This is a genomic window from Lentibacter sp. (assembly GCF_029254145.1).
Lineage (GTDB): Bacteria > Pseudomonadota > Alphaproteobacteria > Rhodobacterales > Rhodobacteraceae > Lentibacter.
Map to the genome: position 1 here is coordinate 19,247 of NZ_JAQWYD010000101.1, position 23,596 is coordinate 42,842.

Genomic DNA, 23,596 nt, shown 5'->3' on the forward strand with positions numbered 1-23,596 from the left:
GGGACTAGTCCCCCACCTTGGTCGGATTTCGCGAAGCGAAATTCGAAGCTGGCCTAATGCGCCATAAGAACAGGCAGTTTGGATTGCTCAAGCATGTAGCGTGTTGCGCCGCCAAGGATGGCTTCGCGGAAGCGGGAATGGCCATAGGCCCCCATCACGATCAAATCTGCGTCTATATCGCTGGCGTGGCGCAGGAGCACATCCGAGATGCGTGGCATGGTCTTTGACAGAACGTCTATTTCAACATGCACATCGTGGCGCGCGAGCCAAACGGAGAGCAGACCACCCGGATCGGAGCGGTTTGGCCCGTGTTTGGGCGGGTCAATAACGACCACATGCACGTTCTTGGCTTGCTTCAGGATCGGCATCGCTGCGCGGATTGCGCCGAGCGCTTCGTCGCTCTCGTTCCAGCCGATGATCACGGTTTCATAGGCGCCAACGGGCGCGCGCTTTTCGGGCACAATAAGCACAGGCACGCCTGCTTCGAACAGGCAGGCTTCCACAAGGGCTTCTTGTTCCTGGCCGCGGTCCTCGCCGTAGGGGGTGGGCGAGGAGACATCCTTGCACCGTATGGCGGACTTGGTGGCGATTGCCGAGTCTGGCCGCTCAAAATACACTTCTCTGGCGGATGCGGCGGCCAAGCTCTATGCGCCCGGGGTTCATATCCTGTCTGCTTTGGCTTTTCTGGGCTGGTTGCTTTACTCTGGTGACATGCGCGTTGCGCTCAATATCGCTGCGGCTGTTCTCATCATCACCTGCCCTTGTGCGCTTGGGCTGGCTGTGCCAGCGGTGACCACGGCGGCGAGCGGCAAGCTGTTTCGCAAGGGGATGCTGATCAAGCATGAGACAGCGATGGAGCGTTTGGCGCAGATTGATACTGTTGTTTTTGACAAGACAGGCACGCTGACTGAGGGCACACCTGAGCTGACCAATGGAGCGGCAATCTCGCGGCAAGATATGGCGCTTGCGATGGCGCTTGCGGAAGGGTCTTCACATCCGCTTTCGCGCGCGATCTGGGCGGCGGGCAAAGCGATGGGTGTTACGCCTGTGGTGCTGACTGCGCAGAGCGAAGTTCCTGGCTATGGGGTGGAAGGTTTGCTTGATGGGCAGCGCGTCCGTCTTGGGCGTGCCGCGTGGGTTGGTGCAGACGCGGGTGAGCAGACCAGTAGCTGGCTGCAACGTGGCGAAGGCCCAGCGGTGGCTTTTGAATTTGCCGACAGTTTGCGCCCAGGCGCGGAAGAGGCAGTGAGCGCGCTTAAGGCGACGGGGAAAAACGTGATCTTGATGTCAGGGGATACGCGCCTTGCTGTTGAGGCGATGGCAGAGCGGCTCGGTATTGAAACATGGATTGCCGAAGCGCTGCCGCGTGACAAAGCCGAGCGTATCGCAGCGCTCGCGGCAGAGGGTCACCATGTCCTGATGGTCGGGGACGGGCTGAATGATACGGCGGCACTTACGGCGGCGCATGTCTCGATCTCGCCAGCGAGCGCCCTGGATGCGGCCCGTGTGGCCAGCGATATTGTACTTCTGGGCGGAAATCTCGCGCCCATCGCCGAAGCGACAGAAACAGCGCGCTCCGCTGTGCGCCGTATCAAAGAGAACTTCCAGATCGCGACAATTTACAATATTATCGCGGTACCGCTGGCTGTAGCGGGGATGGCGACGCCGCTCATCGCGGCTTTGGCGATGTCGACCTCCTCGATCACAGTTTCGCTCAATGCTCTGCGTCTGAGAGGATAGGATTTGAATATTCTGAGTTATCTGATCCCGATCTCTTTGATCTTGGGTGCTGTCGGGCTTGGCTTCTTTATCTTTACACTCAAGACCGACCAGTACGACGACCCAGAAGGGGATGCGCGCCGCATCTTGTCAGACGAGTACGACAACAAGCCCAAGCAGGACTAGGCCGTACGGGCTGAGTGTAAGTTTGTTTGTTGGGTAGACGCCTGTGGCTGGCTTAGCCTGGCCCCATCATGAAGCATGTGACATTACGCGCCTGAAGGCGACGGCAGGCAGTTTCTGCGCGCTCGCGCGTCAGGCCATTGAAGTTTGCTTCAAAGCCTTTGGGACGTTTCACAACACTGCGCAGAGAGCCATCGAGGGTTTCCATCTCGTTGAGGGCTGTCTTGAGCAGGGCGCGCTCGGCTTGATACCGTGAGTTGAAGCGGCCCACGTTGATACCCCAGTGTTTGCCACCCGATGTTGAGAGGCGGGTGACCACTTCACGTGGCTGTGCTGCGGCTCGGGGCTGAACAGAGCTTTGAACGGAGGCAAGGATCAGATCGGCGGGCCGTGCTTCGGGCTTGACGGAGGGCGCGACCACGATATTTGCGGCTTGGGCCTGTTGCAGAGCTTCTTTGATATCATCCTTCATCGCCACAAGCACCGGTGCGGGCTCTGCCATCGGGCGCATTTGTGGGCGCAGGCTTGTTTTGACCGCGGTGACCAAGCGAATGGTTTTGCCAGCCTTGCCGTCGTTCGAGCCGCCATTGCTGGCGATCAGCGGGCCTGTCTCTGTGCCGTAGTCAGGCGTGTCGGGCTTGTTGATCCGCGCGCGGCTTGGCGCTTTGCGGAAGCCAAGGTCTAGCAGTTCAGCGATGCGGGCGTTGCGTGTGGCTGTCGAGCGGCCGCCAAAAACTGTGGCGATGATACGCTCGTTGCCGCGCTGGGCAGAGGACACGAGGTTGAAGCCAGCCGCGCGGGTGTATCCCGTTTTGATCCCGTCGGCGCCTTTGTAGGCAGCGAGAAGGCGGCGGTTTGTGTTGGCGACTTCGCGGATGCCTGCGTCAGCGGTTCTGCGCGAGAAGAGGTTGTAATACTCGGGGTAGTCATAGAGCACGTGGCGGCCAAGAATGCTCATGTCACGCGCTGTCGACATGTGTCCGTTTTCTGTGAGGCCGTGTGCGTTTTTGAATGTTGTGCGTGTCATGCCGAGGGCAAGCGCTGTGCGGTTCATGCGGCGGGCAAACTTGGCCTCCGACCCTGAGATAGCCTCGCCGATGGCGGTGGCGCAGTCGTTGGCGGATTTGATGGCCGCAGCGCGGATGCAGTGGCGCAGCTTGATGCGCTGGCCTGCCTGAAGCCCGAGCTTGGAGGGCGGCTCGGAGGCTGCGTTCTTGGAAACGCGGATATTTGTGTCGAGGCTGATCTCGCCTTTTTCGACCGCTTCAAAAGCGATGTACAGCGTCATCATTTTGGTGAGTGAGGCGGGGTGAAGACGCGTGTCGGCGTTTTCGGAGTGCAGGACTTCGCCTGTTCTCGCGTCCATGACCAGTGCAGCATAGGGTGCTGCGACAGCGGCCATTGGAAGCGCAATCAGCATCATTATCCATGCAAAGAAGATCGGGCCCAAACGGACCATCGAGATACACTGTCTCACAGCTCTTGCCTTTTTCTGCCTCAGATGCCGCCGATTTTCTCGGCTGACGAATTTATTGAGAAAACGCTAACATATCGTGGCTATTGAATAAAGTTTTCATTTTGTGCTTGAGTCGACGAATTTTAGGCACATGTAGTGGCATTGAGGGAATGACCCCCAAGATGCTGCATTGTGGCAGGAATGTGGCAGGGTCTGCCATGATTTGACACGGCAGATCCTGTTGGTGATTTGCTCAGGTCAGCTTGACGATCTGCTTGCCTATATTGCGCCCTTCCAGAAGCCCGATGAAGGCGCGGGGGGCATTTTCAAGCCCCTCGGCGATATCTTCAAGATAAGCGAGCTGGCCTGTGGCGACGAGCGGTGCGACCTCTTTGAGGAAGGCGGGATACTGATCGTAGTGGTTTGAGATAATAAAGCCGTTCACGGACATCTGCTTGACCAGAATGGAGCGCCAGAGCACGGGAAGCCTGTCTGGCCCCTCCGCGACAGCTCCGCCGCCGAGCGCGCCTGAGTTGTAGCCCGAGATCATCCCGCAGACGGGAATGCGCCCGAAGGTGTTCATCAGGGGCAGCACGGCTTCAAAGACTTTGCCGCCGACATTTTCAAAGTAGATATCAATGCCTTTGGGGGCCGCTTCTGCAATGGCTTTGCGCAAGCTGCTGGCATCTTTATGTGCGCGGTGGTCGATTGCGGCGTCAAAGCCGAATTTCTCAAGCGCCAGTGCACATTTGTCTGCGCCGCCTGCGATGGCGAGAGTGCGTAGGCCGCGTGCTTTGGCCATCTGGCCAACCATGGAGCCGACAGGGCCAGTCGCAGCCGCGACAACGAGGGTTTCCCCTGCTTTGGGGCGGCCCAGCTGTGTGAGGCCATACCAGCCTGTGAAGCCCGGCATTCCGAGGACGCCAAGGGCTGTTGACGTTGGCAGCGCATCATCGAGTTTGCGCAGCTGGTTGGCAGGAAGGCATCCGTGACTTGCCCAGCCGAACATACCAAAAGCGATATCGCCCACATTAAAGTGCGGGGACTGGGAGGCAATGACTTCTCCAACACCACCCGCTTCCATGACGCCGCCTATGGGCACGGGGGCGGCGTAGCTCTTGGCATCATCCATGCGTCCGCGCATGTAGGGATCAAGCGAAAAGGCATGGAGGCGCACAAGCACTTCGCCTTCTGCAGGTATTGGCAGTGGCTTTTCGACCAAAGCGAAGTCGCTGTCCTTGGGCGCGCCGACAGGGCGGGCGGCAAGGGTCATTTGCTGCATCGTGTCGCTCATTTGGTATCTGTCCTTTGTTCTGTGCCGCGATAGCGGAACACGGCTGTGGCTGTCGCGATTAGGGCGCCTGTGCTGTCATGAAGCTCGCCCGAAGCGAAGGCTGTTTTTCGGCCTCCGCCTGTCTTGCGCCCAGTGGCTGTGACGGCATCACCCGTGGCAACACCGAGGTAATTGACGTTGAGCGAGAGGGTCATGACGAGCTGGCGCAGATCTGGATCACCCGTATAGGCAACGGCAAAGCCCATGGCTGTGTCGAGGAGAGTTGCATGCACCCCGCCATGGAGGATGTGATAGCGATTGCCGAGATGATCATGGAGCGGCTGGGTTAGTGTGCAGGCGCCATCCGACCAATCTGTGACGGTAAACCCGAGGGTTTCCTGAAAGGGGTATGGAGCTTCGATAAGAGAGGTCATGTAACGGTCCTTGCGGCTTTGAGACCCGCTTCGGCGAAGGCGGGAACGTAAGCGCCGAGGCGCTTGGCTTGGTCAGGAGAGGAGGCGTTGCCATCCAACGCGCGCTTGAGCACGCCTTGCAGGATAGCGCCCATTCGGAAGTAGGAGAAGGCCAGGTAGAAGCCGAAATTGTCGATGCCTGAAAGGCCGCGGCGCGCGCAGTAGGCTGCGATGAACTCTTCATCGGACATCAGGCCGTGGGCAGCGCGGTCAACCCCGAGAAGGCCGCGCCCCTCGGCGCCTTGGGGCATGGACCATTGCATGATCACAGCGGCAAGATCGGCGTAGGGATGACCTATTGTGGACAGCTCCCAATCAAGCACAGCGCTGATCTGGGCGCTGTCAGGAGCGAAGAGAAGATTATCGATGCGGTAGTCGCCGTGGACAAGGGTGCGCTGGCCGTCGTCTTCGGGCATGTTGTTTTGCAGCCAGTCTATGAGCGCGGTCATATCCGGGATGTTGGTGGTCTGACTGGCCTCGTATTGCTGGGCCCAACGGCTGATCTGGCGGGCGTAATAATTGCCCTCAGGGCCATAGTCGGCAAGGCCCGCAGCGGTGATATCTACGTCATGGATTGCCGCTAGAACGCGGTTCATCTCATCAATAACGGCGTGGCGTTCGGCGGGCGCGAGGCTGGGCATTGTCGGTTCGCCAAAACTGCGGCCTTTGATGGCGTCCATGACGTAAAAGGCCGAGCCGATCACGCTTGTGTCTTCACAAAGCACATGCATGTGAGCGACAGGAACATCGGAGGCTGCCAGCGCCTTTTGCACGCGAAACTCGCGCTCTACGGCGTGTGCTGACTTGAGCAGCACCCCCGCGGGCTTGCGGCGCAGCACATAATCACGCGTTGGGGTTTTGAGCAGATAGGTGGGGTTGGATTGGCCTTGGGCAAATTTTTCGGCCGTCAACGGGCCTGAAAAGTCGTCCAGGTGAGTGCTGAGCCACTGGCTGACCGCCTCTGTATCAAGTGTGTTTGCGTCCGTCATTTTGGCCTCAGCTATAGGTCAGTAGCCGCGCTTCATTGGCGGCGGTGATATGGGGTGTTTCGTTGAACGTGCTCAGGTGTTCGGCACGGGGCGTCACGATGAGCCGCGCCATGGCGCAGTTCTTGATCTGCAGTTGCAGCCGGATCATGGCGTCGGCGGGCGCGCCCATGACGTCGCCCACAGTCTGGCCGATGGCGCCACCTGAAGAAACGACAAGCACAGTCTCATGACCTTCGCTCATCGCTTCGGTGCGGGCTGTGCGCACGCGGGCGGCGAAGGCGGCGTAGCTTTCGGGCGGATCGCTGATTTCACCTTTCTGCCACTCTAATACCGTTTCGCGCAGCGCTTTGAAATGTGCGCGGCGCTCTGTGTGCAGGTTGTCAGGGCGGGCGCGGCCAGCATAGCGCGCCTCAAGCAGACCGCCAAAGTCAAACTCGTTGAAGCCTGGGAGGATGCGTGGCGGGACGATATGCCCGAGTGCCTGGTTTATCCCTTCCCAGGTCTGGCGGTGGCGTTTTTGCGCACCAAGGCAGACGGCATCGGGGGAAATCCCGAGTGCTTTGAGCGCTTGCCCGAGCGCGCGAGATTGTTCATGGCCGAGTGGGGAGAGTTCGTCATAGTCAGCCGCCCCAAAGCTGGCTTGGGCATGGCGAATGAGAATGAGCGTGGGCATCACGCGCGCTCCAGATAGCGTAGGCCAAGCCAGCGGGCGGCGAGTGCTGGCTTTGTCTGCCCGTCGATTTCGACGCTGACATCATAGGTCAGCATATATCCACCGTCGGCCCGCAGGGATATCTCGGCCAATGTAAAATGCCCGCGAACGCGCGCGCCTGTGGGCACTGGCGAGAGGAAGCGCACGCGCTCAAAGCCGTAGTTGACCCCGATCGCTTCCCCTTGCAGAGCGGGCATTTCATAGACCATGGCAGAGAGCAGCGAGAGCGTCAGAAAACCATGAGCAATTGTGCTGCCAAAGGGGCTTGCCGCGCCTGCGGCGTCATCAATGTGGATGGGTTGCCAGTCTTCTGTCACATCGGCGAAGGCCTTGATGCGTGCAGCGCTCATTTCATACCAGCGGCTTACCCCGACCACTTGGCCGAGCTGCGCCTGCATTTGTTCTACTGTCAGTTGCTTTGCCATTAGAGATCCTCGTTGAAGATCGAGATGGGGGCGGCAGATTGCATCCCGCCTGAGAGTGGCAGGATTGCGCCGCTGACATAGGCCCCCGCGCGCGAACAGAGAAACTGGAGCGCGCCTGCGATGTCTTCAGCTGTACCGACGCGGCCAAGTGGCACGCCTTTGGCGGATTCTGCGCGGCCCTCTTCAGAGCCGAGAGCGAAGTCTGTCATCTTGGAGGGGAAGGGGCCAGGCGCGATGGCGTTCACGGTTATGAACTCAGGTGCAAGGTCGTTTGAGAGTACGCGGGTCATGTGGTGCACAGCCCCTTTGGACACGGCATAGGAGTAAGTTGCTGTGCCCTTGGGCACTTCACCCATCACGGAGCCGACATTGACCACGCGAGCGGGATCTTCAAAGCGGGCGGCTTTGAGGAGCAGAGGCAGGAGTGATTGTGTCAGGTGGAACATGCCTTGCACATTGAGTTTGAGAAGCTTGTCCCAAGCGTCATAGGGGTGCTGGCCCATCGGTGCGCCCCAAGAGCGGCCGGCGTTGTTCATCAGGATGTGAAGTGCATCCGTGCGGCTCTGCACCTCGGCCACGAGAGCGGCGATGCCCTCTTCGGTCGCCACATCACCGCCAAAGCCCTCGGCTGTTCCTGAATACCCCTTGGTGTTCAGCTCCGCTGCAACAGCCTCGCAGGCCTCAGCTTTGCGGGATGCGATAAACACCCGCGCACCTGCTGCGACAAGGCCCTCGGCGGCCATGCGGCCAATGCCTGTGGCGCCACCAGTGACGAGGGCGACCTTGCCTGTGAGATCAAAGAGGTTTGACGGGGTCATCATGTGCGCAGCTCCGGAAGTGTGTAATCTTCAAATTGTTTTCGTAGGGTGAGTTTGCTCACCTTGCCTGTCGCGGTAAGTGGCATGGCTTCGACCCAGACCAGATCGTCAGGCAGTTGCCATTTGGCGAAATGCTCGGCCATATGCGCGTGCAGTTCTTCAAGGCTGGGCCTCGCCTCGCTTGCGGGCACGGCGACAAGAACGGGGCGCTCGTCCCATTTGGGGTGAGCTATCGCAATGACGGCGCAGCTGGCGATATCGGGGTGAGAGATAGCTGTGTTTTCAAGATCAATCGAGCTGATCCACTCGCCCCCTGATTTTACCAGATCCTTGGCGCGGTCCTGAATGTTGAGGAAACCGTGCGCATCGATGCTGGCGATATCGCCTGTGCCAAACCAGCCTTCGGCGTCAAAGGCGGATTGGTTCGCCTCTTCGTTGTTGTAATAGCCCGAGATGATCCCGTTGCCACGCACGAAGAGCTCGCCAGCAGCGACGCCATCATGGGGGAGGCGGTTGCCGTCTTCGTCGTTGATCTTGAGGTCAACGCCGAACATACGGCGGCCTTGCAGAGACTTTTTATCGATTTGCTCGTCAAAGCTTTTCGACTTAATCCATTCGGGCATTTTGCCGTGGGTACCGATTGGGCTCATCTCGGTCATGCCCCATGCGTGAACGACGTCGACGCTTAATTTCTCAAAACCTTCAATCATAGAGCGAGGTGCAGCCGAGCCGCCAACCACCACTTCAGAGAAACCTTCTGGCTTGCGGCCCTGTGCTTTGATCTCGGCCATGAGGCCCTGCCAGACCGTTGGCACGCCCCAAGCCGAGAAGACCTTTTCGCTGTCCATGAGCTTGAAGAGACTGGGGCCATCAAGCGCACCACCGGGCATGACAAGGGAGTGACCCATGAGAGGAGCCGCATAGGGCAGACCCCATGCGTTAACGTGAAACTGTGGCACGACGGGGAGAATTTTGGAGGCAGGTGGATACCCTGCGCCCAAGACGAGCGTGACGAAAAGCGCGTGCAGCACTGTGGAGCGATGCGAGTAAAGCGCGCCTTTCGGGTTGCCTGTTGTGCCGGAGGTATAACAAAGCGCGGCGGCTGTATTTTCGTCCATCTGCGGCCAGTCGATATGCTCTGGCTGCCCTTGGAGAAGCTCTTCATAGCAGAGCGCGCCAAGTGTATTCTCAGGCATGTGCGCGCGGTCCGTCATGACCACGTAGGTGAGGCCTTGGGGCAGGTGATCTTTCACAGCCTCCAGAAGCGGCACAAACGTAACATCGGTGAAGAGCATCTTATCGGAGGCATGGTTGACGATATAGATAAGCTGTTCGGGAGATAGGCGCGGGTTGATTGTGTGCACGACCGCGCCGAGGCCCGAGACGCCATAGTAAAGTTCAAAATGGCGGTAGCCGTTCCAAGCAAGGGTCGCCACACGATCGCCTGTCTTGATGCCTTTCGCTTTGAGCGCATGGGCAAGCTGGGCCACGCGCGCCGCTGTTTCGCGGTAGGTTTGGCGGTGAAGGTCGCCTTCGGTGCGCACTGATATGATCTCACTGTCGCCATGTGCATCGGCGGCGTAGTTCAAAATATCACTGATCAACAGCGACTGCTGCATCATCATTCCCTTCATTGGGGCCTCCTCCCGTTTGTTTTGCGCAAGCCTAACCGTGAGACAGGGCGAACTCCAAGCCTGTTTCGCGGGGGCTCTGCTCGTGACGTTGCGACGGAACATGGGATTCAAATCCTGCCAGAAATCTGTGATAGGGAGAGCAGACAGTTTAAAGGAATCAGTCCATGCCTCTTTCACCCGATCATATTCCCGCCGATTTGCTGCCTGTGATGGAGGCATTGACCCGTGTCGGGCGTGACGTTGCCGCGATCATTGCACGTGGTGCGCTGGGCGACTCGCTCAGTGTTGAAGTGGGTGAGAACAGTGATGGCGACGGGCAAAAGGCGCTTGATGTCATGGCGGACGAGATGTTTGAGGCGGCGTTGCGCGAGACGGCTGTGCGCTTTTATGCATCTGAGGAACAAGAGGGCGTGCTTGATCTCGGGGCGGGGAAATATGCTTTGGCGATTGATCCGCTTGATGGGTCTTCCAATATTGATGTGAACGTCTCTATCGGTACGATCTTCTCGATCTTTGAAGCAAAGGACGGCGCGGAAGAGAGCTTCTTGCGGCCTGCGCGAGAGCAGGTGGCTGGAGGCTATATTGTCTTCGGGCCGCAAACAGGCATGGCTGTGACCTTTGGCGACGGTGTTCTGATCTATGCGATGGACCCCGCGACGGGCGAGTTTGTCCTTGTCGAGACCGGCAAAAAAATCCCTGCTGCGACGAAGGAATACGCGATCAATGCGAGCAACCGTCGTCATTGGGTAAAGGGTGCGAAGGCTTATATTGAAGAGTGTGAGGCTGGAGAGACGGGGGCAAAGGGAAAGAATATGAATATGCGATGGGTTGCGAGCCTTGTGGCGGAAACCCACCGTATACTGACGCGCGGTGGCGTGTTTCTTTACCCTGCAGATGCGCGCAAAGGCTATGAAAACGGACGCCTGCGCATGCTTTATGAATGTGCGCCGATTGCCTTTTTGATTGAGCAGGCGGGGGGGGGCGCGCATGACGGGGAGCTGCGGATTTTGGACAAGACTGCACCAGAGCTGCACGCGCGCACGCCATTTATCTTTGGCTCAAGTGATGAGGTTACGAGTGTGAAGGCGCATTACGAAGCCTGAATTCGAATGGCCCTTCGGGCCATCCGACCGGTTGGGGGCGCTGCCCCCAAACCCCCGGGATATTTCGGGAAAGAAAAAGAGCAGGGATTGAACCGCTTTCGAGTGTTTTGTTTTCGCTAACGGGCTGGCTCTTTTGGCGGGAGGCGTGATAAGCAGGCGCAAATCTGCTTTTTTACATCACGAGGTTCCTGATGGCTCTTATTACGCTTCGCCAATTGCTCGACCATGCTGCTGAAAATGACTACGGCGTGCCGGCATTCAACATCAATAACATGGAGCAAGGGCTCGCTATTATGAAGGCGGCCGAGAAGGCGAATGCGCCAGTGATTATGCAGGCGAGTCGGGGCGCGCGCGCCTATGCTGGTGATGTGATGCTTGCGCATATCATCCGAGCGCTTGCCGAGATGTACCCGGCCATTCCGCTTTGCATGCACCAGGACCACGGAAACAACGAGCAGACCTGCCTTTCGGCGATCAAGCACGGCTTTACAAGCGTGATGATGGACGGCTCTCTGGAGGCGGATATGAAGACGCCTGCGGACTGGGATTATAACGTCGATATCACCAAGAAAGTCGCGCAGATGGCCCATTGGGTCGGGGCGTCTGTAGAAGGCGAACTCGGCGTTTTGGGCAGCCTTGAGACAGGGGAGGCCGCTGAAGAGGACGGCTCTGGCGCGAGCGGTAAGCTGAGCGAAGACCAGCTTTTGACAGACCCTGACGAGGCAGCAGAGTTTGTGAAGCTGACGCAGGTAGACGCACTTGCGATTGCTTGTGGTACGAGCCACGGGGCGTATAAATTCTCGAAAAAACCAACGGGGGAAACCCTTGCGATCAAGCGGATTGAAGAGATCCACGCGAAGATCCCGAATGTGCATCTTGTGATGCATGGATCATCGAGCGTACCGCAATATTTGCAGGACTTGATCAACGAATACGGCGGAGAGATGCCGCAGACATATGGTGTGCCTGTCGAAGAGATCGAGCGCGGCATCAAGTCAGGCGTGCGCAAGGTCAATATCGACACTGACAATCGTATGGCCATCACGGGCACATGGCGCAAAATTGCCAAGGAAAGCCCTAAGGAATTTGACCCGCGCAAGTTTATGATCCCTGCGATGGAGGCGATGGAAGAGGTCTGTCTGGACCGCTTTGAACGCTTTGGTACGGCTGGAAATGCGGACAAGATTACCCCGCTCAGCATGGACGCGATGGCGAAACGCTATGACAGTGGATCACTTGATGTTTGATCGTAATATTAAGATTGCCCCGTCTATTCTGAGCGCAGATTTTGCCAACTTTGGCCATGAAATTCAGGCGATTGAGGCGCAAGGAGCGGATTGGGTCCATATTGATGTGATGGACGGGCATTTTGTGCCGAACCTCACCTTTGGGCCGATGGCTGTGAAGGCGTTTCGCCCGCATGTGAAGACGGTGATGGATGTTCACCTCATGATCTCGCCTGTGGATCAGTACATCGACGCTTATGCCGATGCGGGTGCTGATGTGTTGACCGCGCATATCGAGGCGGGACCACATATTCACCGCACGTTGCAGGCGATCAAGGGTGCAGGGATGAAGGCCGGTGTGGCGCTCAACCCAGGCACGCCAGCAGAGGCTGTCGCGCATCTGCTTGATTTAACTGACCTTATTTGTGTGATGACGGTGAACCCCGGCTTTGGCGGGCAGAAGTATATCGACATGACAGGCAAGGTGCGCAGCTTGCGCGAGATGATCGGGGACCGCGAGATTCACATCGAGATTGATGGCGGGATGGACCCGACGACTGCGCCTTTGATGGCCGTGGCGGGAGCCGATGTGCTTGTTGCGGGGTCTGCTGTGTTTCGGGGTGGCTCTGTAAGCCAACCTGAAGTTTACGGCGAAAACATCCGCGCGATCAAAGCGGCGGCAAACGCCGCGCTTTAAGGCGGCTCTTGAACATGGTCAGCGAGCTTCGCATAGTACGTCTCTAAGGAGACGAGCTATGAACCTTGCTGACCGATTGAGCGCAGAGATTGCCGCACGGCGGGATGACCTTGTAGAGCTGTGTCAGGACCTCATAAAAATTCCGACTTTGAATCCGCCGGGGGAAAACTATCGCGAGATATGTGACTATCTTGATCGGCGATTGTTAAAGAATGGTTTCCATACGGAACTCATCCGCGCCAAGGGTGCTTTGGGCGATTCGGATCGCTATCCGCGCTGGAACATTGTGGCCCGCAAAGAGGGGCCGCGCGGCGGGGAATGTGTGCACTTCAATTCCCACATCGACATCGTGGAAGTGGGGCGCGGCTGGACTACTGATCCGTTTGGCGGCGAGGTCATCGACGGCAAGGTTTACGGGCGCGGGGCCTGTGACATGAAGGGCGGGCTGGCGGCGAGCATCATTGCCGCCGAAGCCTTCATCGCGATTTGCCCTGATTTTGCGGGCGCTATCGAAATATCGGGCACGGCTGACGAGGAGTCTGGCGGCTTTGGGGGCGTGGCCTACTTGGCGGAAAAAGGCTATTTCAACCCCGAAAAAGTGCATCATGTGATCATCCCTGAGCCGCTGGGGCATGACCGTATTTGCCTTGGTCACAGGGGTGTCTGGTGGGCGGAAATCGAGACCTATGGCGAGATTGCGCATGGCTCTATGCCTTTCCTTGGCGACTGCGCTGTGCGCCATATGGGGGCGGTTGTGAGCGAGATGGAACGCTCGCTTTTCCCTGCTTTGGCGCTGAAACGCACGGATATGCCTGTTGTCCCTGAAGGGGCGAAGCAGAGCACGATGAACATCAACTCGATCCATGGGGGCGAAGCCGAGCAAGACCCAGATTATACCGGTTTACCAAGCCCTTGCGTGCCTGATAGCTGCCGTATGGTGATTGATCGCCGGTTCCTGATTGAAGAGGATATCGACGAGGTGCAGGAGGAGATTCACGGGCTGCTCAGGCATGTGCAATCGGAGCGGGAGAACTTCACCTTTAATGTGCGCGAGCTTCAGCGGGTCTTGCCGACGATGACTGAAAAGAGCGCGCCTGTGGTGCAATCTGTTGCTCGCGCGATCAGTGATATCATGGGGAAAGAGGCAGATTATGTTGTTTCCCCAGGGACTTATGACCAAAAACACATTGACCGTATCGGGCGGTTGAAGAACTGTATTGCCTATGGGCCCGGCATTCTGGACCTTGCGCATAAGCCTGATGAATATGTCGGAATTGACGAGATGGTACAGAGCGCGCAGGTGATGGTGAGGAGCCTTTTGGACCTGCTGGACGGGCGAGAAAATTAACGCGGCGTACCGCATAGTTAACGACCTTAAAAAGCGCTGATTCTAGGGGGGTGTTTTGCGTGCACAATGCGTGCATAAGGCGTGCACCGCCGAAACAGGCAAATTATGAACGAGCGTTAACTTAATGGTGCGTTCGCACGGCTAACGCAGGTGGCCTGTCTGCCCGTTCTGGGCGCGCGTTCTGGAGTTAGCACTTGAAGAGTCTGCCTGTTCGGGGGCAAACTTGCACAAATGGGCTATGGAGTGGCCTGACCAAAGGGAGAGAGATGATGGGACTGTTCAAATTTGCGACGGCGAGCGCTTTGGCTATGATCGTGGCCACTGGCGCAATGGCCAAGAGTGATATCACGCTGGCGATGCAGCTTGAACCGCCACATCTCGACCCGACGAGTGCCGCCGCTGGCGCGATTGACTCTGTCCTGTACTCCAACGTCTTTGAAGGGCTCACACGCTTCGCATCTGATGGCTCGATTATTCCGGGTCTCGCGCAGAGCTGGGTGATTTCGGATGACGGGATGACCTATACGTTCAAGCTTGCCGAGGGGGTCACCTTTCATGATGGCACCACCATGGACGCGGAAGACGTCAAGTTTAGCCTTGATCGCGCCCGTGCTGAAGACAGCGCCAATGCGCAGAAAGCACTGTTTGCGAGCATTGCTGATGTTGAGGCTGTCGACGCGAGCACTGTTAAGATTACTCTGAGCGCGCCGAATGGCTCGCTTCTGTTCAATCTGGCTTGGGGTGACGCTGTGATTGTCGCGCCAGAGAGCATCGAAAACATCAAGCAGGCCCCTGTCGGCACAGGCGCGTTCAAGTTTGCCAACTGGGTTCAGGGCGACAATATCACGCTTGAGAAGAATGCTGACTACTGGGGCACGCCTGCGAAGCTTGATAAGGTAACGTTCAAGTTTATCTCCGACCCGACGGCGGCGTTTGCGGCTGTGATGGCGGAAGATGTGGATGTGTTTGCGGGCTATCCCGCGCCTGAGAACGTGCCACAGTTTGAAGCTGATCCGCGCTTTCAAGTGATTGTGGGCAATACCGAGGGCGAGACGATCCTCTCCACCAACAACAAGATGCCGCCGTTTGACAACGTGAAGGTCCGTGAGGCGATGGCCCATGCGATTGACCGTCAGGCTATTATTGATGGCGCGATGTTTGGCCTTGGCACGCCGATTGGCACGCATTTTGCGCCGCACAATCCTGACTATGTCGATCTGACTACAGGGAGCGCGTATGACCCCGAGAAAGCCAAGGCGCTTTTGGCTGAGGCGGGCTTTGCCGAAGGCTTCACGACAACCCTGAAACTGCCACCGCCCTCATATGCACGTCGCGGCGGAGAGATCATCGCGGCGCAGCTCAGAGAGGTGGGGATTCAGACCGAGATCACCAATCTGGAATGGGCGCAGTGGCTTGAAGAGGTGTTCAAGGGCAAGGACTTCGGCCTGACGATTGTGAGCCACACGGAGCCGATGGATATCGGGATTTACGCGCGGCCTGACTATTACTTCCAGTATGATGATGCGGATTTCCAAGCGATGAACACCGCGCTTGAGGCCGAGGCAGACCCCGCCAAGCGTTCGGCCCTTCTGGAGCAGATGCAGCGCAAGATTTCGGGAGATTATGTAAACGGCTATCTCTTCCAGCTTGCGATCCCAACGATTGCTAAGGCGGGTGTTCAGGGGCTTTGGGAGAATGCGCCGACGCAGGCCAACGACATGACAGCCGTGTCTTGGGCTGAGTGAGCCAATCATATCCAGCGCCTGTGTATTTTGCGGGCGCTGGATTTGGATATCTAGAGCGAACAGAAAGACAGGGTGAGGCGCGAATGAGCGGGCGGGGCGCATGCTGAGATTTGTGGCAAAGCGCTTGATTTCGCTCATCATTTCGCTTGTTGTGGCCTCTATTGTGATCTTTCTTTTTGTTGAGGTCGTGCCTGGCGACCCTGCCGCTTATATGCTGGGCTTGAATGCGCAGGAGGACACGCTGGCGGCGCTGCGCGAGCAGCTCGGGCTGAACGGGACGTTGCTTGAGCGCTATGCGGGCTGGGTCGGCGGGATGCTGCGGGGCGATTTTGGCACGTCTTACACCTATCGCACACCTGTGAGCGAGATGATTGGCGAGCGGATGTGGATCAGTCTACCGCTGGCTGTCTATGCGCTGACGCTTTCTACGCTGATTGCCTTTCCTGCGGGGATTTGGGCGGCGAGCAAGCGGGGGAGCCTCGCTGACATCTTGGTGATGGGCTTTACCCAGCTTGGGGTGGCGATCCCGAATTTCTGGTTTGCGATGCTGATGGTTCTGGTCTTTGCGATCAATTTGCGCTGGTTTAGCGCGGGTGGATTTGCGGGCTGGGACGCGGGCTTTGGGGCCGCGATGAAGAGCCTGACGCTGCCTGCGATTGCGCTGGCTTTGCCACAGGCGAGTATCCTCGCGCGGGTGATGCGAAGCTCGCTTTTGGACACGCTGGGAGAGGATTACATCCGCACCGCGCGGGCCAAGGGGCTGAGCCGCCGCCAAGCGCTTTGGCGGCATGCGTTGCGCAATGCGCTTATTCCTGTGCTGACGATCATCGGCTTGCAGTTTTCCTTTCTTATGGCGGGGGCGATTATCATTGAAAATGTCTTCTTCCTGCCAGGCCTGGGGCGGCTTGTCTTTCAGTCGATCGCTGCGCGGGATTTGATTGTGGTGGAGAGCGTGGTGATGCTTCTGGTCTTGGCCGTGATTGTTGTGAACTTTCTCGTTGATGTGGCCTATGCTGTGGTCGATCCGCGCTTGAGGGTCAGGGCATGAACCGGTCTCTCATCATCGGGGCTGCGCTTTCGGCGGTGTTTGTGCTCGCCGCACTCGTGAGCTTTGTTTGGACGCCTTATGACGTCCTTGGCCTTGATATTCCGAACAAGCTGAAAGAACCGAGTGCTGCGCATTGGCTCGGCACGGACCATTTTGGCCGCGATATTTTCAGTATGATTATGGTCGGCGCGCGCACCTCGATTGCTGTGGCGGTTGTGGCTGTGGGCATCGGGATTCTGCTTGGCGTTCCGCTTGGTCTTGCGGCGGCGGCGCGGACGGGCACGCTTCTGGACGAGGTGATCATGCGCGGCAATGATCTGGTGTTTGCCTTTCCGAGTCTGCTCATTGCGATCATGATCACAGCGGTGTTTGGCGCGAGTGCCTTGAACGCCATTATCGCCATCGGAATATTCAATATCCCTGTTTTTGCGCGGCTGGTACGCGGGGCGGCCCTGAGCCTCTGGACGCGGGATTACGTTTTGGCCGCGCGAGTCTCTGGCAAGGGTCTGGCGCGGATCAGCTTTGAGCATATTCTGCCGAATGTGACCAACTTGCTGATTGTGCAGGGGACGATCCAGTTTTCGCTCGGGATCCTCGCGGAAGCGGGGCTGAGCTATGTCGGGCTTGGGGCGCAGCCGCCGACGCCGAGCTGGGGCAGGATGCTGGCGGAGAGCCAGACGATGTTCAGCTTCAAGCCGCATCTGGCGGTGTTTCCGGGCCTTGCCATTTTGCTCACGGTTTTGGGGCTCAACCTCATGGGCGACGGCTTGCGCGACTGGCTTGACCCGCGCTTGCGGAGGGCGAAGCGATGAGCCTTTTGAGCGTTGAGAACCTGAGTGTGAGCATCCACGGGACCGAGATTTTGCGGGATGTTTCGCTCTCTGTGGAGGCGGGGCAGATTGTGGGTGTGATCGGCGAGAGCGGGTCGGGCAAGTCTATGACTGCGCTGGCTGTGATGCAGCTTTTGCCCGACGGGGCCGTGGCGACGGGGCGTGTGGCGCTTGGTGGGCATGAGATGCTGACGCTGGAAGAGGGCGCTTTGTGTGGCCTCAGAGGCAATGAAGTTGGCATGGTGTTTCAGGAGCCGATGACGGCGCTGAACCCGATCCAGACCATCGGCGCGCAGGTGGCGGAGACTGTGCTGATCCATGAAAATGTGAGCCGCCGTGAGGCTATGGAGCGTGCGCGCGAGGCTTTGCGCCGCTGTGAGCTGCCAGAAGAGCGCTTTCCCTTGAGCCGCTATCCACATGAGCTTTCGGGCGGGCAGAGGCAGCGGGTTGTGATTGCTATGGCGATTGCTTTGCAACCGAAGCTTCTGATCGCGGATGAGCCGACAACGGCGCTCGATGTGACGACGCAGGCGGAGGTTTTGCGGCTCTTGAAGCGGCTGGCGCGCGAAGACGGGATGGGGCTGTTGCTGATCACGCACGACTTGGCTGTTGTGGCTGATATGGCTGATGAGATCGTGATTATGCGGCGGGGCGAGATAGTGGAGAGCGGGGCAAGCCCTGCTATTTTTGAGACCATGAGCCACCCCTATTCGATTGCGCTTTTGGAGGCGTCCGACCATCAGCCCGCGCGCTCAGAGCATGCGTTGGAAGCACCTTTGCTCAGCGTGCGGAACGTTGTGCGCGATTATGCCTTGCCGCGAGCGGGCCTCTTTGGCGGGGCACAGTATTTTCGCGCGGTGAAGGGCGTGAGCTTTGACATCAAGCGTGGCGAGAGCCTTGGGCTTGTGGGCGAAAGTGGCTGCGGCAAGAGCACTTTGACGCGGGCCATTCTAGGGCTTGAGGAGGTCCAGGGCGGCGAGATTTTGCTTGATGGTGAGCCTGTTTTCTCGGGTAAACGGCCCAACCGTGCCGTGCGCCGCAAGATGCATGTGGTGTTTCAAGACCCCTACGGGAGCTTTAACCCGCGCTGGAAAGTCGGGCGTTTGGTGAGTGAGCCGTTTCATTTGCTTGATGATGCGCCACAGGGGCGCGCGCGAGAGATGGCTATTATCAGCGCGCTGGAGAAGGTGGGCCTGAGTGCGGCGGATGCGGGTAAATACATTCATGAGTTTTCTGGTGGGCAGAGGCAACGCATCGCGATTGCGCGGGCGCTGATTATCAATCCTGAGCTGATCATTCTGGATGAGGCTGTGAGCGCTTTGGATGTGAGCATTCGAGCGCAGATACTCGACTTGCTCGCGGATCTCGGGGCGCGCTTCGGGCTGACTTATCTTTTTATCTCGCATGACTTGAGTGTGGTGCGAAATGTGACCGACTGCTGCCTTGTTATGCAGGCGGGGGAGATTGTGGAAGAGGGCGCGACAGCGGATGTTTTCGAGCGTCCGCAGCATCCTTATACAAAAGAGCTGATTGCTGCCGTGCCACAGCTTCCGAAAAAACGCAGCGCTTGAGAGGAGAGCGATATGAGCCTTGAGGATTTGGGGTTTGACCCTGCGAAATGTTTGATTGGCGGCGCGTGGATCGCACCCGCAGGTGGGCAGACCTTGCCATTGATGAACCCCTCGACAGGAGAGCAGATCGGCGAGATTGCGCGGGGGCAAGAGGCCGATGTTGATGCAGCCATTGACGCCGCGCGGCGGGCCTTTGAGGGCGGCTGGGCAAAGACGCCAGCGGCGGAGCGCGGACGGATACTCATGCGGCTGGGCAAGCTTGTGGAGGGGCGTATCGAGGCTTTGGCGCGGCTTGAGGCGCTTGATGTGGGCAAGCCGCTCAAGCAAGCGCGGGCCGATGCGCTGGCGCTGGCGCGCTACTGTGAGTTTTATGGTGGTGCGGCGGACAAGCTGATGGGGGAAAGCATCCCTTATCTCGACGGGTACACCGTTTACACGCTGCGCGAGCCACATGGGGTGACGGCGCATATTGTGCCTTGGAATTATCCGATGCAGATCATTGGGCGCTCTGTTGGCGCGGCTTTGGCGGCGGGGAACTGTTGCGTTCTGAAGCCTGCGGAAGACGCGTGCCTTACGGCGCTTGCCTTTGCGGACCTCGCCAAGGAAGCGGGGCTGCCTGACGGGGTTTTGAACGTGGTTCCGGGCCTTGGCAGTGAGGCGGGTGCAGCTTTGAGCGGGCATGACGGGATTGACCACATCTCTTTCACCGGCTCTGTCGCCACGGGGAGTATGATCCAGATGGCGGCGGCGCGGTATGTGAAGCCAGTGACGCTGGAGTTGGGCGGGAAGAGTCCCCAGCTTGTCTTTGAGGACGCGGACTTGGACGCGGCGCTGCCGTTTTTGGTGAACGCCGGGATACAGAACGCGGGACAGACCTGCTCGGCCTCTTCACGCATTTTGGTGCAGCGCAAGATTTATGACGAGGTGACGGCGCGGATGGCCGAGCGCTACGGTGCGCTTAAGGTTGGGCAGGCGATGTCCGATCTGGATGTGGGGCCGCTCATTTCGGCCAAGCAGAAGGGGATTGTGAGCGGTTTTCTGGCGCAGGGCGCGGATCTTGAGACGGCGGCGCAAGGTGTTTTGAGCGACGCACCCGAGGGCGGAAACTTTGTTGCGCCGACTTTGTTTGCGGGGGTAAACGCCAGCCATGCGCTGGCGCGCGACGAGATATTCGGGCCTGTGCAAGTGATCATCCCGTTTGAGGACGAGGCGGAGGCTGTCGCGATTGCCAACGGGACGGAGTATGGGCTTGTTGCCTCTGTCTGGACGGAGAATGGCGCGCGGCAGATGCGGCTGGCGAAGGCCATTCGGGCAGGGCAGGTCTTTCTCAACAATTACGGCGCGGGCGGTGGTGTGGAGCTGCCCTTTGGCGGTGTGGGCAAGTCAGGCCATGGGCGCGAGAAGGGCTTTGAAGCGCTGTATGGCTTCACCACGCTGAAAACTGTCGCTGCGTTTCATGGCTGAATTGGTGCTTTCCATTGGCACGCAGGCGGGCAATGATCAAACCCTTATAACATGGGGCGTGTGATGCGCAGGTTTTTGGCTTCTCTGATTTTTGCCTTTGGGCTCGTTGCGCAAACAGGCTTTGCCCAAGAGGGGCCAAGCAAGGCAGAGATTGTGCGTATTTTGGGTGAAATTCCAACTTTGCCAGGGATGCGCGAGTCTATTGAGCAGAGCGGCTATGCCGGGGAAAACCTTGATTTGGCGATGGCGCAGATGAAGCGAATGCTGGGCGACCGTCAGATTGCTAACCATATTGCAGAGCGCATATTGGCGGCAGGGCGTGGCGACTGGCAAAATGCTCAGGCGGCGCAGGGGCTGCTCCAGCCGCTTTTGGACCTTGGGATGGGACATCTTGCGCCCAGCGAGCTGGTTTATTTCTTTAAGGTCGAGCAAGTTGTGGTCGAGGCGCTTGGCAGGCGGGACTGTGGCCTTATCTTTAAAAATCGCTTGCCTGCCAACGAAGTGGCGCGGCGGACAGCAGAGACGGCGGGGCGGCTCAATACACCTGCTTTGAAAGAATACTACCGTATCCAGTATAAGGCAGCCAAGCTGGGTGCCACGCGCGCGCCAAAGCAGCTTTCGCCAGCCATGCAGGAACGTGTGAGTGAGGAGATTGCAGCGGCTTTGAGCGCAGCGGCAGAGGCGGACCCGACGGCGAAGGCTGCGCTTGCGGCGTTTGAGCGGCTTGAGAGGGTCAGCAATGCGCAGGCCTGTGCTGCGGGTAAGTTCTTTTTAGATGTTGTGATGAAGATGGAGCCCAAGGCGCGCCATGGGGCGCTCTTGGTCTTGTCGGTGAGCGAATAGGGAGAAGACGCGATGCGACTTGAGGGAAAAACAGCGATTGTCACGGGCGGCGCGAGCGGCTTTGGCGCAGGGATTGCGCGAAAGTTTGCGGCAGAGGGCGCGCAGGTGATGATTGTGGATATCAACCACGATGGAGCCATGGGCATGGCCGAAGAGCTTGGGGAGGGGTCTTTTGGACATGTGGCGAATGTGGCTGTGTCGGCTGATGTTGCTGCGACTGTCGCGACCGCGCGACAAGTCTTTGGTGAGGTGGATATTCTTGTGAACAATGCTGGCGTCACCCATTTGCCCAAGCCGATGGAAGAGGTGAGCGAGGAAGAGTTTGACCGTGTTTTTGCTGTGAATTGCAAATCGGTCTATCTTTTTGCGCATGAGCTTGCGCCCTTTATGAAGCAGCGTCGCGCGGGGGCGATTTTGAACATCGCCTCGACTGCGGGTGTGAGCCCACGCCCCAACCTGAACTGGTACAACGCCTCCAAGGGCTGGATGAATACGGCGACAAAGGCGATGGCTGTGGAATTGGCGCCGCATGGCGTGCGGGTCAATGCGCTCAACCCTGTTGCAGGGGAGACGCCGCTCTTGGCAAGCTTCATGGGCGAGGACACGCCCGAGATGCGCGCAAAATTTATTTCGACCATTCCAATTGGGCGATTTTCGACGCCTGAAGACCTCGGCAATGCGGCCTGTTTTATGTGCTCGGATGAGGCGAGCATGATCACAGGGGTCTGTATGGAAGTGGATGGCGGGCGGTGTATTTGAGTTCGAATTCTCCTTCGGAGAATCCGACCAAAGTGGGGGCGCTGCCCCCACACCCCCGGGATATTTTTAGAAAGAAAAAGGGCTAGAAAGGCATGAGATATGCGCGTTGATTTGATTTTGCTGTGTTTTGCTTATGTGTTGAGCCAGTTTTATCGGGCGTTTCTGGCAGTTTTGACTGAGGTTCTGGAGCGCGATGTCGGCGCGAGCCCTGAGGATCTGGCGACGGCTTCGGGGCTTTGGTTTTTGGCCTTTGCAGCGATGCAGATTCCTGTGGGATGGGCTTTGGACAAGGTTGGGCCGCGGCGCACAGCGTCTGTTTTGTTGTTGATCGGGGGCGGGGGCGGCGCGGCTGTGTTTGCTCTGGCGAGTGCGCCTGTGCATATCTCGATTGCGATGCTTTTGATTGGCGTCGGGTGTTCGCCTGTCTTGATGGCGTCTTACTATATCTTTGCGCGCACCTATCCTGCGGCTGTGTTTGCCACATTGGCGGCGGTTATTCTGGGTGTTGGTTCTGTGGGCAACCTTGCGTCGGCTTTGCCAACCACGCTGGCGGTAGAGGCCTTCGGCTGGCGGGCCGTTGTGGCCGGCACGGCTGTTGTGAGCGTGCTCACAGCACTGGGGCTTTTCTTTATTGTCCGCGATCCGGAAGCGGCGCAGTCCGATGTGACGGGCTCGCTTTTTGATTTGCTCAAGATGCCTGCGCTTTGGCTCGTCTTTCCTCTGATGGCGTTTCAATATGCGCCCGCGGCGGGGGCGCGAGGGCTTTGGATCGGGCCATTTTTCCGCGATGTTTTTGGCGCAGGGGACGGGCTTGTCGGCAATGTTACGCTTTTGATGGGTGCGGCGATGATTGCGGGGACTTTTGCGTACGGGCCGCTTGACCGCCTGTTGGGCACGCGTAAATGGGTGATTTTTGGTGGGAACATCCTGTCGATGGTGGGGTGTTTCTGGCTTGGGCTTGTCTCGGTGCAGAGTCTTTGGCTCGCGGTTGGTATCTTTGCAATGATCGGATTTTTTGGCGCGTCTTTTCCTATGATGATGGCGCATGGGCGTGCGTTTTTCCCGCCGCACCTTGTGGGCCGCGGGGTCACGTTGATGAACCTTTTTGCCATTGGTGGGGTCGGTGTGATGCAGATGTTGACGGGACGGCTTTATACGCGTGTGGCCGAGGGGGCTGTTAGCCCTGCCGAGCCTTATCAGGCGCTTTTTGTCTTTTATGGCGCCCTTGTGGCACTTGGGCTCTTTATTTACGTCTTTGCGCAGGATCGAACCGACTAAGG

General features: G+C 58.3%; 21 protein-coding genes and 2 pseudogenes. 14 read left to right on the forward strand and 9 right to left on the reverse strand.

Annotated features, from left to right (window positions below; genetic code table 11):
* Nucleotides 1-53: 53 nt before the first annotated feature.
* Nucleotides 54-548 (reverse strand): annotated as a pseudogene (locus P8O11_RS11575) (universal stress protein); the annotation flags it as partial.
* On the opposite strand from P8O11_RS11575, the pseudogene P8O11_RS11580 reads away from it, so the two are divergent.
* Together P8O11_RS11580 and ccoS are read left to right on the forward strand one after the other, a co-directional pair.
* Nucleotides 544-1,740 (forward strand): annotated as a pseudogene (locus P8O11_RS11580) (heavy metal translocating P-type ATPase); the annotation flags it as partial. The pseudogenes P8O11_RS11575 and P8O11_RS11580 overlap by 5 nt on opposite strands.
* 3 nt (nucleotides 1,741-1,743) lie before the next feature.
* Nucleotides 1,744-1,905, forward strand: coding sequence for a cbb3-type cytochrome oxidase assembly protein CcoS (gene ccoS / locus P8O11_RS11585; RefSeq protein WP_089892511.1), 162 nt, complete (start codon nucleotides 1,744-1,746; stop codon nucleotides 1,903-1,905).
* Nucleotides 1,906-1,957: 52 nt separating this feature from the next.
* Here ccoS and P8O11_RS11590 read toward each other — a convergent pair whose 3' ends face one another.
* The 8 genes from P8O11_RS11590 to P8O11_RS11625 form a co-directional block, all read right to left on the reverse strand.
* Nucleotides 1,958-3,322 carry a D-alanyl-D-alanine carboxypeptidase family protein gene (locus P8O11_RS11590; RefSeq protein ID WP_300294390.1) on the reverse strand — a complete coding sequence of 455 codons (1,365 nt, stop codon included), beginning with the start codon at nucleotides 3,320-3,322 and terminating at the stop codon, nucleotides 1,958-1,960.
* A 289-nt stretch (nucleotides 3,323-3,611) separates the two neighbouring features.
* Entirely contained in the window at nucleotides 3,612-4,652 is a 1,041-nt protein-coding gene (locus tag P8O11_RS11595) for an NADP-dependent oxidoreductase (protein ID WP_300294342.1), read from the reverse strand.
* Nucleotides 4,649-5,065 (reverse strand): PaaI family thioesterase, encoded by a 417-nt coding sequence (locus tag P8O11_RS11600; protein ID WP_300294344.1) that lies wholly within the window; start codon nucleotides 5,063-5,065, stop codon nucleotides 4,649-4,651. Before P8O11_RS11600 ends, P8O11_RS11595 begins: the two co-directional genes overlap by 4 nt.
* The gene (locus P8O11_RS11605) at nucleotides 5,062-6,093 is read right to left on the reverse strand and encodes a phosphotransferase family protein (protein ID WP_300294346.1); all 1,032 of its coding nucleotides are present in this window, start codon (nucleotides 6,091-6,093) and stop codon (nucleotides 5,062-5,064) included. The genes P8O11_RS11600 and P8O11_RS11605 overlap by 4 nt, the downstream gene beginning before the upstream one ends.
* Before the next feature lie 7 nt (nucleotides 6,094-6,100).
* The gene (locus P8O11_RS11610; protein WP_300294348.1) at nucleotides 6,101-6,766 is read right to left on the reverse strand and encodes a histidine phosphatase family protein; all 666 of its coding nucleotides are present in this window, start codon (nucleotides 6,764-6,766) and stop codon (nucleotides 6,101-6,103) included.
* Complete coding sequence (locus P8O11_RS11615) at nucleotides 6,766-7,230, reverse strand: MaoC family dehydratase (RefSeq protein WP_300294350.1); 465 nt, start codon at nucleotides 7,228-7,230, stop codon at nucleotides 6,766-6,768. Before P8O11_RS11615 ends, P8O11_RS11610 begins: the two co-directional genes overlap by 1 nt.
* Complete coding sequence (locus P8O11_RS11620; RefSeq protein ID WP_300294392.1) at nucleotides 7,230-8,048, reverse strand: SDR family oxidoreductase; 819 nt, start codon at nucleotides 8,046-8,048, stop codon at nucleotides 7,230-7,232. The genes P8O11_RS11615 and P8O11_RS11620 overlap by 1 nt, the downstream gene beginning before the upstream one ends.
* Nucleotides 8,048-9,682, reverse strand: a complete 1,635-nt coding sequence (locus P8O11_RS11625) for a long-chain-fatty-acid--CoA ligase (protein WP_300294351.1) — start codon at nucleotides 9,680-9,682, stop codon at nucleotides 8,048-8,050. The genes P8O11_RS11620 and P8O11_RS11625 overlap by 1 nt, the downstream gene beginning before the upstream one ends.
* Before the next feature lie 164 nt (nucleotides 9,683-9,846).
* Here P8O11_RS11625 and P8O11_RS11630 point away from each other — a divergent pair, with 164 nt between their 5' ends.
* The 12 genes from P8O11_RS11630 (at nucleotide 9,847) to P8O11_RS11685 (ending at nucleotide 23,594) form a co-directional block, all read left to right on the forward strand.
* Nucleotides 9,847-10,785 carry a class 1 fructose-bisphosphatase gene (locus tag P8O11_RS11630; protein WP_300294353.1) on the forward strand — a complete coding sequence of 313 codons (939 nt, stop codon included), beginning with the start codon at nucleotides 9,847-9,849 and terminating at the stop codon, nucleotides 10,783-10,785.
* Nucleotides 10,786-10,976: 191 nt separating this feature from the next.
* Nucleotides 10,977-12,032: a class II fructose-bisphosphate aldolase gene (gene fba, locus P8O11_RS11635; protein ID WP_300294355.1), complete on the forward strand. Its 1,056-nt coding sequence runs from the start codon at nucleotides 10,977-10,979 to the stop codon at nucleotides 12,030-12,032.
* The gene (gene rpe / locus P8O11_RS11640; RefSeq protein ID WP_300294394.1) at nucleotides 12,022-12,708 is read left to right on the forward strand and encodes a ribulose-phosphate 3-epimerase; all 687 of its coding nucleotides are present in this window, start codon (nucleotides 12,022-12,024) and stop codon (nucleotides 12,706-12,708) included. The genes fba and rpe overlap by 11 nt, the downstream gene beginning before the upstream one ends.
* Nucleotides 12,709-12,766: 58 nt before the next feature.
* On the forward strand, nucleotides 12,767-14,056 hold the full coding sequence (locus P8O11_RS11645; RefSeq protein ID WP_300294357.1) for an acetylornithine deacetylase/succinyl-diaminopimelate desuccinylase family protein: 1,290 nt from the start codon (nucleotides 12,767-12,769) through the stop codon (nucleotides 14,054-14,056).
* 266 nt (nucleotides 14,057-14,322) lie between these two features.
* Nucleotides 14,323-15,801, forward strand: coding sequence for an ABC transporter substrate-binding protein (locus P8O11_RS11650; protein ID WP_300294359.1), 1,479 nt, complete (start codon nucleotides 14,323-14,325; stop codon nucleotides 15,799-15,801).
* Between the two features lie 100 nt (nucleotides 15,802-15,901).
* Nucleotides 15,902-16,849 (forward strand): ABC transporter permease, encoded by a 948-nt coding sequence (locus P8O11_RS11655; RefSeq protein WP_300294361.1) that lies wholly within the window; start codon nucleotides 15,902-15,904, stop codon nucleotides 16,847-16,849.
* The gene (locus tag P8O11_RS11660; protein ID WP_300294363.1) at nucleotides 16,846-17,661 is read left to right on the forward strand and encodes an ABC transporter permease; all 816 of its coding nucleotides are present in this window, start codon (nucleotides 16,846-16,848) and stop codon (nucleotides 17,659-17,661) included. Before P8O11_RS11655 ends, P8O11_RS11660 begins: the two co-directional genes overlap by 4 nt.
* Nucleotides 17,658-19,250 carry an ABC transporter ATP-binding protein gene (locus tag P8O11_RS11665; protein ID WP_300294365.1) on the forward strand — a complete coding sequence of 531 codons (1,593 nt, stop codon included), beginning with the start codon at nucleotides 17,658-17,660 and terminating at the stop codon, nucleotides 19,248-19,250. The genes P8O11_RS11660 and P8O11_RS11665 overlap by 4 nt, the downstream gene beginning before the upstream one ends.
* A gap of 12 nt (nucleotides 19,251-19,262) precedes the next feature.
* Nucleotides 19,263-20,714, forward strand: coding sequence for an aldehyde dehydrogenase family protein (locus P8O11_RS11670; protein WP_300294366.1), 1,452 nt, complete (start codon nucleotides 19,263-19,265; stop codon nucleotides 20,712-20,714).
* 63 nt (nucleotides 20,715-20,777) lie between these two features.
* Entirely contained in the window at nucleotides 20,778-21,557 is a 780-nt protein-coding gene (locus tag P8O11_RS11675) for a hypothetical protein (RefSeq protein ID WP_300294367.1), read from the forward strand.
* 12 nt (nucleotides 21,558-21,569) lie between these two features.
* Nucleotides 21,570-22,316 (forward strand): SDR family oxidoreductase, encoded by a 747-nt coding sequence (locus tag P8O11_RS11680; protein ID WP_300294368.1) that lies wholly within the window; start codon nucleotides 21,570-21,572, stop codon nucleotides 22,314-22,316.
* A gap of 99 nt (nucleotides 22,317-22,415) precedes the next feature.
* A complete protein-coding gene (locus P8O11_RS11685) occupies nucleotides 22,416-23,594 on the forward strand; it encodes an MFS transporter (RefSeq protein ID WP_300294369.1) in 1,179 nt (392 codons plus the stop codon).
* The last annotated feature ends 2 nt before the right edge of the window (nucleotides 23,595-23,596 follow it).